The organism is Caballeronia calidae, from assembly GCF_900044055.2.
GTDB lineage: Bacteria > Pseudomonadota > Gammaproteobacteria > Burkholderiales > Burkholderiaceae > Caballeronia > Caballeronia calidae.
This window is the reverse complement of record NZ_FCOX02000014.1, coordinates 75,479-88,959: the sequence shown is the minus strand read 5'-3', so window position 1 is coordinate 88,959 and position 13,481 is coordinate 75,479. Positions and strand designations below refer to the sequence as shown.

Annotated in this window: 12 protein-coding genes; 5 read left to right on the top strand and 7 right to left on the bottom strand. The window is 63.4% G+C overall.

Annotated elements, in window-relative coordinates:
* Window positions 1-48: 48 nt before the first annotated feature.
* A complete protein-coding gene (gene rpiA / locus AWB78_RS15330; protein WP_062605608.1) occupies window positions 49-738 on the top strand; it encodes a ribose-5-phosphate isomerase RpiA in 690 nt (229 codons plus the stop codon).
* 74 nt (window positions 739-812) lie between these two features.
* Here the strand turns inward: rpiA and AWB78_RS15325 are convergent, their stop codons facing one another.
* From AWB78_RS15325 to AWB78_RS15310, 3 genes are all read right to left on the bottom strand, one after another.
* Complete coding sequence (locus AWB78_RS15325) at window positions 813-2,234, bottom strand: undecaprenyl-phosphate glucose phosphotransferase (protein ID WP_062605746.1); 1,422 nt, start codon at window positions 2,232-2,234, stop codon at window positions 813-815.
* A 33-nt stretch (window positions 2,235-2,267) separates the two neighbouring features.
* Window positions 2,268-3,014 carry a Crp/Fnr family transcriptional regulator gene (locus AWB78_RS15320; protein WP_062605606.1) on the bottom strand — a complete coding sequence of 249 codons (747 nt, stop codon included), beginning with the start codon at window positions 3,012-3,014 and terminating at the stop codon, window positions 2,268-2,270.
* 987 nt (window positions 3,015-4,001) lie between these two features.
* A complete protein-coding gene (locus AWB78_RS15310; RefSeq protein ID WP_062605603.1) occupies window positions 4,002-5,048 on the bottom strand; it encodes a DUF1839 family protein in 1,047 nt (348 codons plus the stop codon).
* A gap of 374 nt (window positions 5,049-5,422) precedes the next feature.
* Here AWB78_RS15310 and AWB78_RS15305 point away from each other — a divergent pair, with 374 nt between their 5' ends.
* The 4 genes from AWB78_RS15305 (at window position 5,423) to AWB78_RS15290 (ending at window position 9,706) form a co-directional block, all read left to right on the top strand.
* Complete coding sequence (locus AWB78_RS15305) at window positions 5,423-5,956, top strand: GNAT family N-acetyltransferase (protein ID WP_062605602.1); 534 nt, start codon at window positions 5,423-5,425, stop codon at window positions 5,954-5,956.
* A 217-nt stretch (window positions 5,957-6,173) separates the two neighbouring features.
* Window positions 6,174-7,325, top strand: a complete 1,152-nt coding sequence (locus AWB78_RS15300) for a glycosyltransferase family 4 protein (RefSeq protein WP_062605600.1) — start codon at window positions 6,174-6,176, stop codon at window positions 7,323-7,325.
* Between the two features lie 483 nt (window positions 7,326-7,808).
* Entirely contained in the window at window positions 7,809-8,561 is a 753-nt protein-coding gene (locus AWB78_RS15295) for a FadR/GntR family transcriptional regulator (RefSeq protein ID WP_062605598.1), read from the top strand.
* A 104-nt stretch (window positions 8,562-8,665) separates the two neighbouring features.
* Complete coding sequence (locus AWB78_RS15290; RefSeq protein ID WP_374729469.1) at window positions 8,666-9,706, top strand: Gfo/Idh/MocA family protein; 1,041 nt, start codon at window positions 8,666-8,668, stop codon at window positions 9,704-9,706.
* A 38-nt stretch (window positions 9,707-9,744) separates the two neighbouring features.
* Here the strand turns inward: AWB78_RS15290 and AWB78_RS15285 are convergent, their stop codons facing one another.
* The 4 genes from AWB78_RS15285 to AWB78_RS15270 form a co-directional block, all read right to left on the bottom strand.
* The gene (locus tag AWB78_RS15285; RefSeq protein ID WP_062605743.1) at window positions 9,745-10,404 is read right to left on the bottom strand and encodes an amino acid ABC transporter permease; all 660 of its coding nucleotides are present in this window, start codon (window positions 10,402-10,404) and stop codon (window positions 9,745-9,747) included.
* Between the two features lie 128 nt (window positions 10,405-10,532).
* Window positions 10,533-11,333 carry a cystine ABC transporter substrate-binding protein gene (locus AWB78_RS15280; protein ID WP_062605594.1) on the bottom strand — a complete coding sequence of 267 codons (801 nt, stop codon included), beginning with the start codon at window positions 11,331-11,333 and terminating at the stop codon, window positions 10,533-10,535.
* A 114-nt stretch (window positions 11,334-11,447) separates the two neighbouring features.
* Window positions 11,448-12,470 carry a quinone-dependent dihydroorotate dehydrogenase gene (locus AWB78_RS15275; RefSeq protein WP_062605593.1) on the bottom strand — a complete coding sequence of 341 codons (1,023 nt, stop codon included), beginning with the start codon at window positions 12,468-12,470 and terminating at the stop codon, window positions 11,448-11,450.
* Between the two features lie 86 nt (window positions 12,471-12,556).
* Window positions 12,557-13,384 carry an arginyltransferase gene (locus tag AWB78_RS15270; protein ID WP_062605590.1) on the bottom strand — a complete coding sequence of 276 codons (828 nt, stop codon included), beginning with the start codon at window positions 13,382-13,384 and terminating at the stop codon, window positions 12,557-12,559.
* Window positions 13,385-13,481: the final 97 nt, after the last annotated feature.

Genomic DNA, 13,481 nt, shown 5'->3' with positions numbered 1-13,481 from the left:
CGCGCTCCGATAAAATCTCAGTTTTCTCCGATAAGCAGCACCGCTCCCATGACTCAAGACGAACTCAAGCAACTGGTCGGCCAGGCCGCCGCCGACTACGTGAACGCGAACGTGCCGGAGGGCGCGATCATCGGCGTCGGCACCGGATCGACGGCCAATTGCTTCATCGACGCCATCGCGAAATCGAAGGCGCGTTATCGCGGCGCGGTGTCCAGCTCGGTCGCGACCACCGCGCGCCTCGAATCGCACGGCTTCAAGGTGTTCGACCTGAACGACATCGAGTCGCTCTCCATCTATGTCGACGGCGCCGACGAAATCGACGCCAGCGGCGCGATGATCAAGGGCGGCGGCGGCGCGCTCACGCGCGAGAAAATCGTCGCGTCGGTGGCGGACGTGTTCGTGTGCATCGCCGATGCGAGCAAGCGCGTGCCGGTGATGGGCGCGTTCCCGCTGCCCGTCGAAGTCGTGCCGATGGCGCGCACCGCGATCGGCCGCAAGCTCGCCGCGCTCGGCGGCGTGCCTGTGCTGCGCGTGACGAAGGACGGCTCGCCCTACATCACCGATAACGGCAACGAAATCATCGACGTGAAGGCGCTGTCGATCACCGATCCGCGCGCGCTCGAAGCGCAGATCAACGCGTGGCCGGGCGTCGTGACCGTCGGGCTGTTCGCGGCGCGCGGCGCGAATATCTGTCTGCTCGGCACCGAAACGGGCGTCGAGCGGATCGACTACAAGTAAGTCGGACACGCGGCAAGGCAAAGCAATAAGCCCGGCGACTCGCATCGCCGGGCTTTTTTACGTCCAGGACAGGATCAATACGCGTTGCGTCCGATGAATCCCTTGAACATCGTCATCGCGACGATCTTGATGTCGAACCAGAACGACCAGTTGTCGATGTAGAAAAGGTCGAACTTCACGCGGCTCTGCATCTTCTCGACTTTCTCCGTCGCACCGCGATAGCCGTTCACCTGCGCCCAACCCGTGATGCCCGGCTTGATGCGGTAGCGGAACATGTAGCCGTAGACGAGATCCTTGTAGAGATCGTCGTGCTCCAGTGCATGCGGACGGGGACCCACCACCGACATGTGCCCGAACAGCACATTCAGAAACTGCGGCAGCTCGTCGAGGCTCGTGCGCCGCAGAAACGCGCCGACCTTCGTCACGCGCGGATCGTTGCGCGTCGCCTGCGTGACGCTGCCCGTGTTTTCCTGGTGCACCGCCATCGAGCGGAACTTGTAGATGCGGAACGGCCGCCCGTCCGCGCCCTTGCGGTGCTGCGTAAAGAACACCGGGCCCTTCGACGTCCCCTTCACCGCGATCGCGATCGCAATCAGGAGCGGGGAGAGCGCGAGCAGCGCCGTCGCCGCGAACAGACGGTCGAAGATCATCTTCGGCCACATCTGCAAGGTGCTGACGGGCGATGTCGTCAGGTTGATGGTGGCGAGGCCGGCGACATCGGTCATCGAATGATTGAAGAGCGAGATGCTGCGCGTATCCGGAATCAGCCGCAGATTCACGAAATCGTGGCGCAGCGCATGCACGAAGCGGTAAATCGTGTGCTCCTGCGACAGCGGCAGCGCGAGCCACACTTCGTTGATCTCCTCGTCGCGCACCTTGTCGACGAGCTCGTCGAAGTCGTTCAGCACAGGCAAACGATTGCCTCGCACGCCGATTGCGGTCGTCGGGACGTCGCCGGCGTCGACGCCGGCCGCGTGCAGTTCTTCGTCGCCGGTCGTATCGAGAACGCACACGGGCGTGAAACCTTGCTCCGGCGTGCTGCTCAGATGCGCGAGCAGGGTGCGCGAAAAGCCTTGCGCGCCGACGATCGCCACGGTGCGCTGGTTCAGGCCGCGCCCGCGCATCAGGCGCAATGCCGAATACACCACGAGTTTCGCCGCGATGACGAGCGCGCCGGAGATGATCGTCGAATACGCGAACCAGAGGCGCGACACCGCATCCATCCGATGCAGCGTGAACGCGAGCAGAAGGCCTGCCGCGACCACCGCCATCCACGCGAGCGTGACGCGCGCGAGCATCATGGCGAACGGCTTGCCGCGCCAGGTTTCATACACGCCGAATGCGGGGAAGAGGAGGAGGGCGAGCGCGGAGTTGAACGCGATCAGCAGCCTTTCGATATCGCTGACATCCAGCGACGAGAAGCGTACGTCATGCGCGATCAATCCGCCCGCAATGATGAGACTTACATCCAGACAACGTGCCAGCCAAGCAAACAAATCGTGATTTTTTTCTTGCATTAATCCAGACCATTAAACGCTCGAGGCCGATGCCGCCTCGGTTGCACGAAGACGCGGGAGTAGTCGGTCGAACTCCCGCTTGACGAGCCCGTAGCACTCGCATGCGCGTGCTTCGAGGCCCTCGCGATCCACGACCTTGATGCAGCCGCGGCTGTGATGAATGAGACCGGCGTCGTGAAGCTTGCCCGCCGCTTCGGTGACGCCTTCGCGCCGCACGCCCAGCATGTCGGCGATGAGTTGCTGCGTGACCTGCAGCTCGTTCGACGCGGTACGATCGATTTCGATCAGCAGCCAGCGGCAAAGTTGCTTGTTTAGCGAGTGATGCCGGTTGCACGCCGCCGTCTGCGCGACCTGCGTCAGAAGCGCCTGCATGTAGAGCAGCATCAGGCGGCGCAGGAAGTCCGAGCGGCCGAACTGCTCGCGCAGGGCTTGCGCGCTCATGCGATACGCGAAGCCCGGGCACTGCACCTGCACGCGCGTCGGCATCGTTTCGCCGCCGGTCAGGACGGGCACGCCCGTCATGCCTTCGCGGCCCACCGCGGCAATTTCGACCGAGCCGCCGTCTTCCATCGTGTGCAGCAGGGAGATGATGGCCGTCGTCGGGAAATAGACGTGGTGAATGCGTTGACCGGAATCGCAGAGCAATTGTTCAGTGCGCAGTTGTACGAGTTCGAGATGCGGCGTGAGTGCTTGCCATTCGTTCGCCGGCAGTGCGCCGAGCAGGTGATTGCCGTGCAGGTCGGACTGGAGGGTCAGCATGATTCGTTCTCTCTCGTAACTTCGCGCGTGGCGCTTCAATTTTTATTTACTGGCATGAACAAGCTTTCACGCCAGCCCCGTAGCAGCCCGTCCCGCGCCTGAATTTGATTTAGTAGTCAGCGTCGCTTCGGGTTGCGCGTCTCTAATAGCGAGGACTATGCCAGTGCGTGCAATCTCAATGCTGGCAAGGCCTCATTGCCGATGTACTTTTCGTGATGCAGCGCAGCGCAGCGTTTTTGTTTCAGTCTTGAACGGTGGTGGTCTTAGGAATGCGCGCATGCCCCGATGAGTTTCATCAGCGCAATCCCCCCGATTGGAGGTTCGGGCTTTTCTGACCACCGTGCGACAAGCCTCACAGGTCGACATCCCTTCGACAGTCGACCTCCTTTCGTAGGGACAATGAAAAATGATTCATCTGTGTTCCATGCGCTCGGTGGGCTAACGAACGCGCGTGATATTCGACCGCACTTGATTTCGCGCGAAGCCTTGCTGGACGGGGCTTTGCGAGGAACGCAAAAAATCGGCCGCGAGGCGTTGCATGAGCTGAATACGGAGCGCCCATTGCACGTTCTGAAAAATCCGCAGGCGAAACCACGTCCGTTCGCGCGTAGGAAGCACGTGAGCGCCCGTGAGGTCCTCTACACGGGGCTTGCAGCGAATCGGACGAGCCGCCGCCGGAAGGCGTCCGGCCGTAAAACGTTTGCGCGCGTATTGTCGGACCGATGAATGCAGCACCGCTATTCGGCTTCCGGAAAAGCGCCGCGAAATGTTTCATCGGGGACAATTTCATGCGGAACCGATTAAGGAGCGCGAAATGATGATGAGCGAATCGCGGTGAAGACATCGCGAGGACATAACCACCGAATATGCCTCGGCAACGTAAGCGAATGAAAAAGCCCTTGAAATAGGGCATCGAATATGTTTTTTATCTGCAAGCGTTTGCTGGAAAGCGCAAAGGCGCGCCATTCGGACACGCGTCCGAATCGGTCAGCAGATGATATCGGCGAGAGGAGGAATGACGCGATCGTATGCTTCTGCGATCACGTCGAAGGATGCATCGCACATCTCACGACGTCCATGCGAAAGCGCACGCGCAAGACGGCATTGCATGACCATCGTTTCGCTCGCGATCTTGCGCGCGCCCGCATGCGTCTGAACGGGAATGTCGAACCCTTGTTCACGCATCCATTGGAGATAATGCGCGAGCAGTTCGAAGTTCGCGCCGAGCTGCTGCATCATGTTGAACGCATAGAGACGCGCATAAGATTCGCCGCGCGAAAGCATCGTATCGACATGCTCGGGAAAGGCCGCGCGCCAGCGGGCGATGGGACTCTGCAGCGGGCGCCGCAGCAAATGGGCGCACAAAAGATCCGCCGAAACTTCGGCGAGCGGCGTGCCCGAAAGCGCATCTCTTACGCGCTTGACGAATTCGACGTGCGGAAAGAGCGCCTGCTGCGCCGTCGCATCGGCGTCATGCGCCGCATCGACGCGCAGTACACCGTCGTAATCGTCGCCATCGAGCAGGTGGTAACCCGTGTGATGAAAGTAGCCGAGACGCCGCGCGTCGGGATCGATCACATCGATGCCGATGGTCGTCTTCGCATGTTCGCGATGATATGAACCCGCGCGCATGTCGGGCAGAAAGAACGCATCGACTTCGATGAGCACGGTGTTCGAGCGGCGCGTCTGCACGAGCGCGCGCTCCTCGAGCGAATCGAATACCGAAAGCTCCTGCACCTGCAGGCCGTAAAGCTTTTCGATGTCTTCCGGCGGCAGCTTGCCGAGCGTGAACTGATCGTCTTCGAAGTCCTGCGCAACGGTGCATGCGAGCGCCGCGCGCGGTTCGAGGCCGTTGCCGTGCAGGAGTTCTATCCACAGATCGATGGGCGCGACGCCTTCGCGCCAGATGCGCTCGCCGCGATGCAGCGCGTGCGCATGATGCCGCCGCGCACGCATGCGCAGAGGATCGAGTGACACGACGCGGGAACGACTCGCGCCGGAATTCGTCACACCGCTCGTGTGGAACGCGCTCATGCCGTGACCTCGGGCCGGGAACGCCGGCATCCGATACCGCATGCGCGTCGGAGCGAATGTGCTTGTTGTGCGTCTCTGTCGCGTTCGATGGCGGTATGCATTGTGATTTTCCCATGAAGGTGCCGTATTACGCGAGCGCTATCGACGCGTGCGAGCGCACGCGGCGGCCCGTAGCAAGGGCTGTCGCGTGGTTCGTTTCTGATCGTCGGGCAGGCGTCTTTTTCCCCGGGACGCCTTTTTGCGTGTGGTCCCACTTATTTGAAAGGCCGGTGCGGCGTGGGTCGGTGCGATGGCGCACTGATTTTCAGCCGGTCGGAAAGTAACGTTCAATCGTCGTAACGCCGGCAATTACCGGCAAAGCATGGAGATAATCGATGAACTGGAAAACCCTGGATTTCGAACAGCTCACTGCGCGGGAGCTTTATTTGATATTGCGCGCGCGCAGTGCGGTGTTCGTCGTCGAACAGTCGCATGTCCATCTCGATCCGGATGGCCGCGATGAAACAGGCACGCATGTATTCGCAGCAGAAGATATGAGCCGTTCGATGCCCGTGCTCGCCTATGCGCGCATTCACGGCGGCGATGCAGAAGATCCCGAAGTGGTGGTCGACAAGATCTTGACGAGCCCGCTGCGCCGCGGCGACGGCACGGCGCACGCGCTGATCGAGCGCGTGCTCGCGGTGGCCGCCGAACGCTGGCCTGGCCGTGGCGTGCGCCTGACCGCGCCGGTGAGCCTGCGCGGTTTTTATGAAGCATTCGGGTTCCGCAAGACCGAAGGTCCGTTTCTCGAGCACGGCATGCCGTACATCGGTCTGACGAGAAAGAGCAGGCAGCCGCGTGAAGCGCTCGGCGCGGGCGCCGTGCAGTTCGCTTCGCGCGAAAACGCGACCACGTACGAGTTGCTTTAAGCGCCACGGGAGATCCGCTGCGGGCGTCACATGGCGGCGCGCGCATCGGAAAAAAGCGCAGGACAGCGGTCAGCAGCAGTTTCAGGCGTGGACCATCGGGCATCGAGGCAATAACGACGAAAGAGCGCGGCGCACGCCGCCTCGGAACGCGGCCTCGACACAATAAGAATCAACGCCGCCGGCATGCGCCGGCGCGCGCACGAAAAAAGCTCTTCTCATGCGAATAGTCCATCTCGCCAATCACGCGCAGACGATCGGCAACGGCACCGTCAACCTGATGGTGGATCTCGCCTGCGTGCAGGCGCGCATGGGCCAGGACGTGATCGTCGCGTCGTCCGGCGGCGGCTTCGAGCCGCTGTTGCGACGTCACGGCATCACGCATATTCCGCTGCAGCAGTCGCGGCAGCCGTGGCGCGTGCCGTCGATGATCGCGGGCTTCAATCGTCTCATCGATCGTTTCGATCCCGACATCGTGCACGCGCACATGATGACCGGCGCGCTCATTTCGCGCTTCGGCAGCATGCGGCGCCGCTTCGCGCTCGTCACGACCGTTCATCACGAACTGCAGAAAAGCGCGTCGCTGGTGCGCACGGGCGATCGCATGGTGGCCGTGAGCCGCGCGGTCGCGATGGATCTCGAGGCGCGCGGCATCGGGCCCGAGCGCATGTCGGTCGTGCTCAACGGCGCGGTGGGCGCGCCGCGGCTCGTGTGCCGGCCCGCCGCGAAGCCGGTGCGCCTCAGGCATCCGAACATCGTCTGCGTGGCGGGCATGTATCGCCGGAAAGGCATCGCGGATCTGCTGCATGCGTTCGCGCTCGTGCGCGAGCAGTCCGCGCAGGAGCGCGACTTCCTGGCCGAGCCGCATCTCTATCTCGTCGGCGACGGCCCCGATCGCGGCTCGCTCGAAGCGCTCGCGGACGAGCTCGGCATCGCGGCGGCGACGCACTTCACCGGATTCATCGCCGATGCGCGGCCGTATTTCGCGAGCGCCGATGTCTTCGCGCTGCTGTCGCGACAGGATCCCGGCCCGCTCGTGATCGCCGAGGCGCGCGAGGCGGGTTGTGCGATCGTCGCGACACGCGTGGGCGGTATTCCCGAAATGCTCGACGACGGCGCAGCGGGCGTGCTCGTGCCCGAGGGCGATGTCGCTCAGGCGGCGGCGAAACTGCACTGGCTGCTGCTCGACGGACAGGCGCGCGGACAGTTCGCGTCGCGCGCGCGGCAGAATCTGCAGCAACTTTCCGTCGAGAGAGTGTGCAGCGAGTACATGGCGGTCTATCAACACACGCTGGCGGAGCGGGAATCGGTGCGCCGCGAGCAAATGACAATCGACGCGCGACGCACGCGCGCACCAGATGGCGCGGTTTAAGCATAGGCCTGACGAATCCCCGCGCCGCGCCGCTCCACGGTACTTTCGTTCCAACCGTCGGATCATACAAAAGCCATATCGCATCAAGCTTCCGTTCGCGTTCGCACAGAACGCATACGAGATGCTTGCTCAAATGAGTACATGATCGGTCCGACGACATCGAAAGGGGCCACAAAAAACGCTTGCGCCGCGCAGCGCTGCCGCCATTCTTCAGTTTCCCTGATGAATGCCGGCGCGCGCGCGGCGCGAGCGCAGCGGATGCACGTGCAGCGGTAAGAAGAAGAAAACGAAACATCGACGCAGAGGTCAGAGGGATTACCCTTTAAGGAAATTCCTAACTGGCATTCGGCGCAGCGAAGACGCAACGTATCGAGCACGACGAATGACCTGTCGGGAACCCGTCGTGCCTTTCGCAGTCCGGGGAAGCGAAAGCGATGCGCTCATACACACGGCTACGGAACAGGCGAAGAGGGGAGAAGCGAGATGGATGACAACAAAGAGCGATCGCTGGTGGCGAAGGTCATGGATGGACTCGTCTCGGGGATCGTCGAGCAGAAATATGGCGCGATACTGCCACCGCAGGACATCCTCTCGAAGGAGTTCGACGTGAGCCGCACCGTCATGCGAGAGGCGCTCTCGATGCTGCTCGCGCGGCACATGCTGGACGTGCGGCCGAAAACCGGCACGCGTATTCGTCCGATGAGCGACTGGCGTCTCATCGACGAAGATGTGGTGAGCTGGCGATTTCGCGCGAAGCCGGATCAGACATTTTTGCGCGATGTAATCGAATTCCGCATGCTGATCGAGCCGCGCGCGGCAGCCCTCGCCGCCGCGCGCGCGACGCCCGACGAGATCGCCGGCATCCGCGACGCGTTCGACACGCTCTCGCGCCTGCAGGTAGGCGAGCCGGAGTATCAGGCCGCCGACGAGGTGCTGCACACGCGCATCGTCGCGGCGAGCGGCAACCAGTTCTTTCGTCAGATGACGGCGATCGTGCGCGGTGCGCTCGTGACGGTGAATCCGATCGTCGACGGCATCGAGTCCGTGCGCGAGGCGACGCTCGCGGCGCAGAAGAGCGTCGTCGAGGCGATCGAGTCGAAGGACCCCGCGGCTGCCGAAGCCGCGACGCGCGCGCTCGTCGATCTGGCCGCGGAGGAAGTGGGCCGCGCGTTCTCGCTGGAGCGCGTGAGCAGCCAGCCCGCCTCGCCGAACGTGAACGCATCCGCGGGCGCATGAGGCGGTCTTAAGCGTCGGTCGACTGGAACGCCGCGAGCAGAAAGCCGGGACCTGTCCCGGCTTTTTGCCGTTCATGGCGCCGCGCGGCTTCGTCATACGATGCAATGAGGCACAATGCGTCGCACGACGAACATTGCGCACGGAGGCAGGATTTGACCGATACGAACATCAACGGAGCGACGATACGCTGGGGCATCGTCGGCGCGGGACGCATCGCGCGGCGCTTCGCCGACGGCCTCGCCCATGTCGAAGGCGCGCGGCTCGCGGGCGTCTGGTCGCGGCGCGCGGAGCCCGCGCACGCGCTGGCCGGCGCATTCGATGCGCGCGCTTTCGACGCCTTCGATGCGATGCTCGGGCACATCGACGCGCTTTACATCGCCACCTTGCAGGACAGTCACGCGGAGTACGCGTTGCGCGCCTTCGCGGCGGGCAAGCCCGTGCTGTGCGAGAAGCCCGCCGCCGTCAATGCGCGCGACCTGCAACGCATGATCGATGCGGCGCGTGCGGCGAAACTGCTCTTCATGGAGGCGATGAAGCCGCCGTTCTATCCGCTCTACCGGCGGCTGCGCGAACATCTGAAGAACGATCCGATCGGCGAGATCGGGCTCGTGCGCGCGGGCTGCTCGATCGCGAATGTGCCGCTCGATCATCCGTCGTTCTCGCTGGAAGCGGGCGGCGGCGCGCTGCTCGACATCGGCATCTACGAGGCGTTTCTCGCGGTCGACTGGCTGGGCGAGGCGCTGGACGTGCAGACCATCGGGCGCCTGGGCGCAACCGGCGTCGACGTATTTGCGAGCCTTAACGTGCGCCACGAACGCGGCATCGCGCAATTGTTCTGCGGGCTCGACCTGCAAGGCCGCGGCGACGCGCTGATCGGCGGCACGCTCGGCACGGTGGCGATCCACGAGAACTGGTGGAATCCGGTGCGCGCGACGATCGCGTACACGGACGGCCGCAAGATCGAGCTCGACGAGCCTTTCACGGGCGGCGGCCTGAACTACGAAACCGCGCATTTCTGCGAGCTGCTGCGCGCCGGAGAAACGGAGAGCCCGATCATGCCGCACGCGATGTCGATGCGCATGATCGCGATCATCGATGCGGCGCGGCGCGATTTGAAGCTGCGCTTTCCCTTCGAGACCGACTGATACGAAAAAGCCGCTTTTTACAGCGGCTTTTTCGTTTCTCAGTGACGTCCGGGCAGCGCGAGACGCCGCTCGAATTTCCGTTGCACGAATTCGAGCACGCTGCACAGGATCCAGTAGACGAACGCTGCCGCGAGATAGAGCGGCAACGGCTGATAGGTCGCCGCGATCACTTCCTGCGCGCTGCGCAAAAGCTCGGTCACGGTGATCACCGACACGAGCGACGTGTCCTTGATCAGACTGATAAGACTGTTCGACAGGCTCGGCACCGCGATGCGCAGCGCCTGCGGCCCGATCACATAACGCAGCGTCTGCGCGCGCGACAGCCCGAGGCTGTACGCGGCGAGCCATTGCCCGGTGTGGATGCCGAGAATCGCGCCGCGCATGCTCTCCGACAGATACGCGGCGACATTCGCCGACAGCGCGATCACACCGGCCGGCGTCGGCTCGAGCGAGATGCCGACGCTCGGCAGGCCGTAATAGATCACGAAGATCTGCACGAGCAGCGGCGTGCCGCGCATCACGCTCACATAGGCACGCCCGATCGCGACGAGCGCGCGATTCTGGCTGATGCCCATCAACGCCAGCACGACGGCCGCGATGAGGCCGAAGAACATCGAATAGAGCGCGAACTTGATCGTCAGTAGCGCGCCTTGCGCCAGCACGGGCGCCGATTGAACGAGCAGGGATGTCGTGGACATGAACCGAAAGCGATGAAAGAACGGAACGGGCCGAATGGGAAAATCCGGCACATCATAAACCGGTGAAGAAAAAACGAAGGGCGGCATCGACAGACGATGCCGCCCCGTCGGCCTTCAGAGGCCGCGAATTACTTCGCCGGCTTCGTCACGTCGATGCCGAACCACTTGTCCGAGATCTTCGTGAAGGTGCCGTCGGCTTCGAGCTGGGTCATCGCGTCGGCGATCGCCTTCGCGAACTTCGGATTATCCTTCTTGAACGGAATGCCCGACGGATTGCCCGCGCCGACGTTCGAGCCCGGACGCAGCGGCAGGTTCGAATTCTTCGTCAGATACGCGAGCATCAGACGGTCGTTGAGCGCGGCATCCAGGCGGCCCGCGGCGAGATCGCGCAGATATTCCGGCGCACCCGGGTACGTCTTCACGTCGATGCCGGGAACCGCCTTCGCCATGTCCATGTAGTTCGTGCCCAGCGCAACGCCCAGCTTCTTGCCCTTCAGCTCTTCGAGCGACTTGAACTCGCGCGTGTCGTCCTTGCGCTGGATCAGCTGCGCGTTCGAGTACGTGTACGCGGGAGAGAAATCGAGCGTCTGCTTGCGCGCATCGGTGATGCCCACCTGGTTCACGATCACATCGAACTTGCCCGCCTGCAGACCGGCGATGATGCCGCTCCATTCGGTCGTGATGAACTCGGGCTTCACGCCGAGCTTGGCGGCGACGGCCTTGGCGATATCGACATCGAAGCCGACCAGCTCACCGCTCGGCGATTTCGAGTTGAACGGCGGGAAGGTGCCTTCGAGACCGACGCGCAGCGTGCCGCGCTGCTTGACCTGATCGAGCAGGTCTTCCGCGTGGGCGGCGGTGGTGACGGCGGTGAATGATGCGCCGATCAGGCTGGCGGCGACGAGCTTCTTGAGCGTGGACAGTTTCATTGTGTTGTTTTCCTCTTGATGGGCACAGCGTCCTTGTTATATGCGGCGATCATAGTGAAAGCACAATCGCCGCGTCATACCGTTTGCTTATGTCTATATGCGCGTTCGGCGGTATCACGCGAGCGCTTCGACGCACTCCTTCACGAGCGCGGGACCGCGATAGATCAGCCCCGTGTAAATCTGCACGAGCGATGCGCCCGCCGCCAGCTTCGCGCGCGCGTCCTCGCCCGAGAAGATGCCGCCCACGCCGATGATCGGCACGTCCGCGCCGACTTCCGCGCGCAGCTTGCGGATCACTTCGTTCGACGCATCGAAGACCGGGCGGCCGGACAGCCCGCCGGCTTCGTCGCCGTGCTTCATGCCGGTCACGGCGGTGCGCGAAAGCGTGGTGTTCGTCGCGATCACGCCGTCGATTCTATGAGCCAGCAGCGTGCCCGCGATGGACTTGATCTGCTCGTCGTCGAGATCGGGCGCGATCTTGAGCGCGAGCGGCACGAGCTTGCCGTGCAGGTCGGACAGGCGCTGCTGCTTCTCCTTGAGCGCGCCGAGCAATGAATCCAGCTCGCCCGCGCCCTGCAATTGCCGCAGATTCTTCGTGTTCGGCGACGAAATGTTGATCGTCACATAGCTCGCGAACGGATAGACGCGCTCGAGGCAGTAGAGATAGTCGTCGGCGGCGCGCTCGATCGGCGTATCGGCATTCTTGCCGATGTTCAGCCCCAGCACGCCGCGATAGCGCGCGGCCTTCACGTTCGCGACGAACTGATCGACGCCGCGATTGTTGAAGCCCATCCGGTTGATGAGCGCGTTCGCCTCCGGCAGCCGGAAGATGCGCGGGCGCGGATTGCCTGGCTGCGCGCGCGGCGTGACGGTGCCCACTTCGATGAAGCCGAAGCCGAGCGCGGCGAGCCCGTCGATGCACGCGCCGTCCTTGTCGAGACCGGCCGCGAGCCCGACCGGATTGCGGAACGTGAGGCCCATGACGGTGCGCGGCGAATCGGGGCCGTGCGTGGCGAGCATGCCGGCGAGACCGGTGCGGCCGGCCGCGCCCAGCATGCGCAGCGTCAGGTGATGCGCGTCTTCCGCGTCCATCTTGAAGAGATGCGAACGCGCGAGCGGATAGAGGGAACTGAACACGAAATGAAAGCCGGCGAGGGCGAATTTTTTTAAGACCGCTATTTTAGCGGCTTTGTCCGCGGCGCCGGTCCGGGCCGCGCGACGGGTTATTTCGGCTGGTCGGGCGAGTGGATGCGCCCGGGCATCGGCAGCGTGCCGGCGGATTGCGTGTTCACCGGATCGAGCAGCGTCCAGCGGCCGTCGATCAGCCCTTCCAGCGGCCGGAAATTGGCCTTGTACGCCATCTTCTCGCTTTCGCGGATCCAGTAGCCGAGGTAGACGTGCGGCAGATCGAGGCTCTTCGCCTGCTCGATCTGCCAGAGGATGTTGAACGTGCCGTAGCTCGTCTTCGGCATGTCCGGCTCGAAGAACGTGTACACCGACGAAAGCCCGTCGCCGAGGATGTCGATCATGCTGATCATGCGCAGCTCGCCCGGCTCGTCGGGATGCGCCGGATCGCCCGGCTCGCGGAACTCGACGAGGCGCGAGTTGATCCGGCTTTGCAGCAGAAACTGCTCGTACTGATCGCGGCTGTCGCGGTCCATGCCGCCGCCCGCGTGCCGCGCCGACTGATAGCGCATATACAGCGCGTAATGTTCTTCGTCGTAATGCAGCGGCGCGACGCTCGCCACCAGATCGCCGTGCTGCTTCCACACGCGGCGCTGCGCGCGGTTCGGCACGAAGCGCGCGACCGGCACGCGCACCGGCACGCAGGCGCGGCAGCCATCGCAATACGGGCGATACGTGAACACGCCCGAGCGCCGGAAGCCGGCTTTCACGAGTTCGGTGTAGACGTCGGAGTTGATCAGATGGCTCGGCGTGGCGACCTGCGAGCGTGCGACGCGCCCTTCCAGATAGCTGCAAGGATAGGGCGCTGTTGCATAGAATTGCAGCGCGGAAAGCGGTGACAGCGGCAGCTCGTTCGGGTGTGTCACGTTGGCGGCTCTCGCAGGCGTCGTCTCGTCGTTGGCGGCCGGCGCGCGCGTTCGGGCGCGCCTGGCGGCTGCATTCGTGTGTCGCTAAAAAGGCGTG

What these genes read in the sequence shown, in the direction of transcription:
- rpiA (WP_062605608.1), top strand. Translation starts at nt 49, where the DNA reads ATGACTCAAGACGAACTCAAGCAACTGGTCGGCCAGGCCGCCGCCGAC.
- AWB78_RS15320 (WP_062605606.1), bottom strand. Translation starts at nt 3,014, where the DNA reads ATGCTGACCCTCCAGTCCGACCTGCACGGCAATCACCTGCTCGGCGCA.
- AWB78_RS15310 (WP_062605603.1), bottom strand. Translation starts at nt 5,048, where the DNA reads ATGAGCGCGTTCCACACGAGCGGTGTGACGAATTCCGGCGCGAGTCGT.
- AWB78_RS15305 (WP_062605602.1), top strand. Translation starts at nt 5,423, where the DNA reads ATGAACTGGAAAACCCTGGATTTCGAACAGCTCACTGCGCGGGAGCTT.
- AWB78_RS15300 (WP_062605600.1), top strand. Translation starts at nt 6,174, where the DNA reads ATGCGAATAGTCCATCTCGCCAATCACGCGCAGACGATCGGCAACGGC.
- AWB78_RS15295 (WP_062605598.1), top strand. Translation starts at nt 7,809, where the DNA reads ATGGATGACAACAAAGAGCGATCGCTGGTGGCGAAGGTCATGGATGGA.
- AWB78_RS15290 (WP_374729469.1), top strand. Translation starts at nt 8,666, where the DNA reads ATGAGGCACAATGCGTCGCACGACGAACATTGCGCACGGAGGCAGGAT.
- AWB78_RS15285 (WP_062605743.1), bottom strand. Translation starts at nt 10,404, where the DNA reads ATGTCCACGACATCCCTGCTCGTTCAATCGGCGCCCGTGCTGGCGCAA.
- AWB78_RS15280 (WP_062605594.1), bottom strand. Translation starts at nt 11,333, where the DNA reads ATGAAACTGTCCACGCTCAAGAAGCTCGTCGCCGCCAGCCTGATCGGC.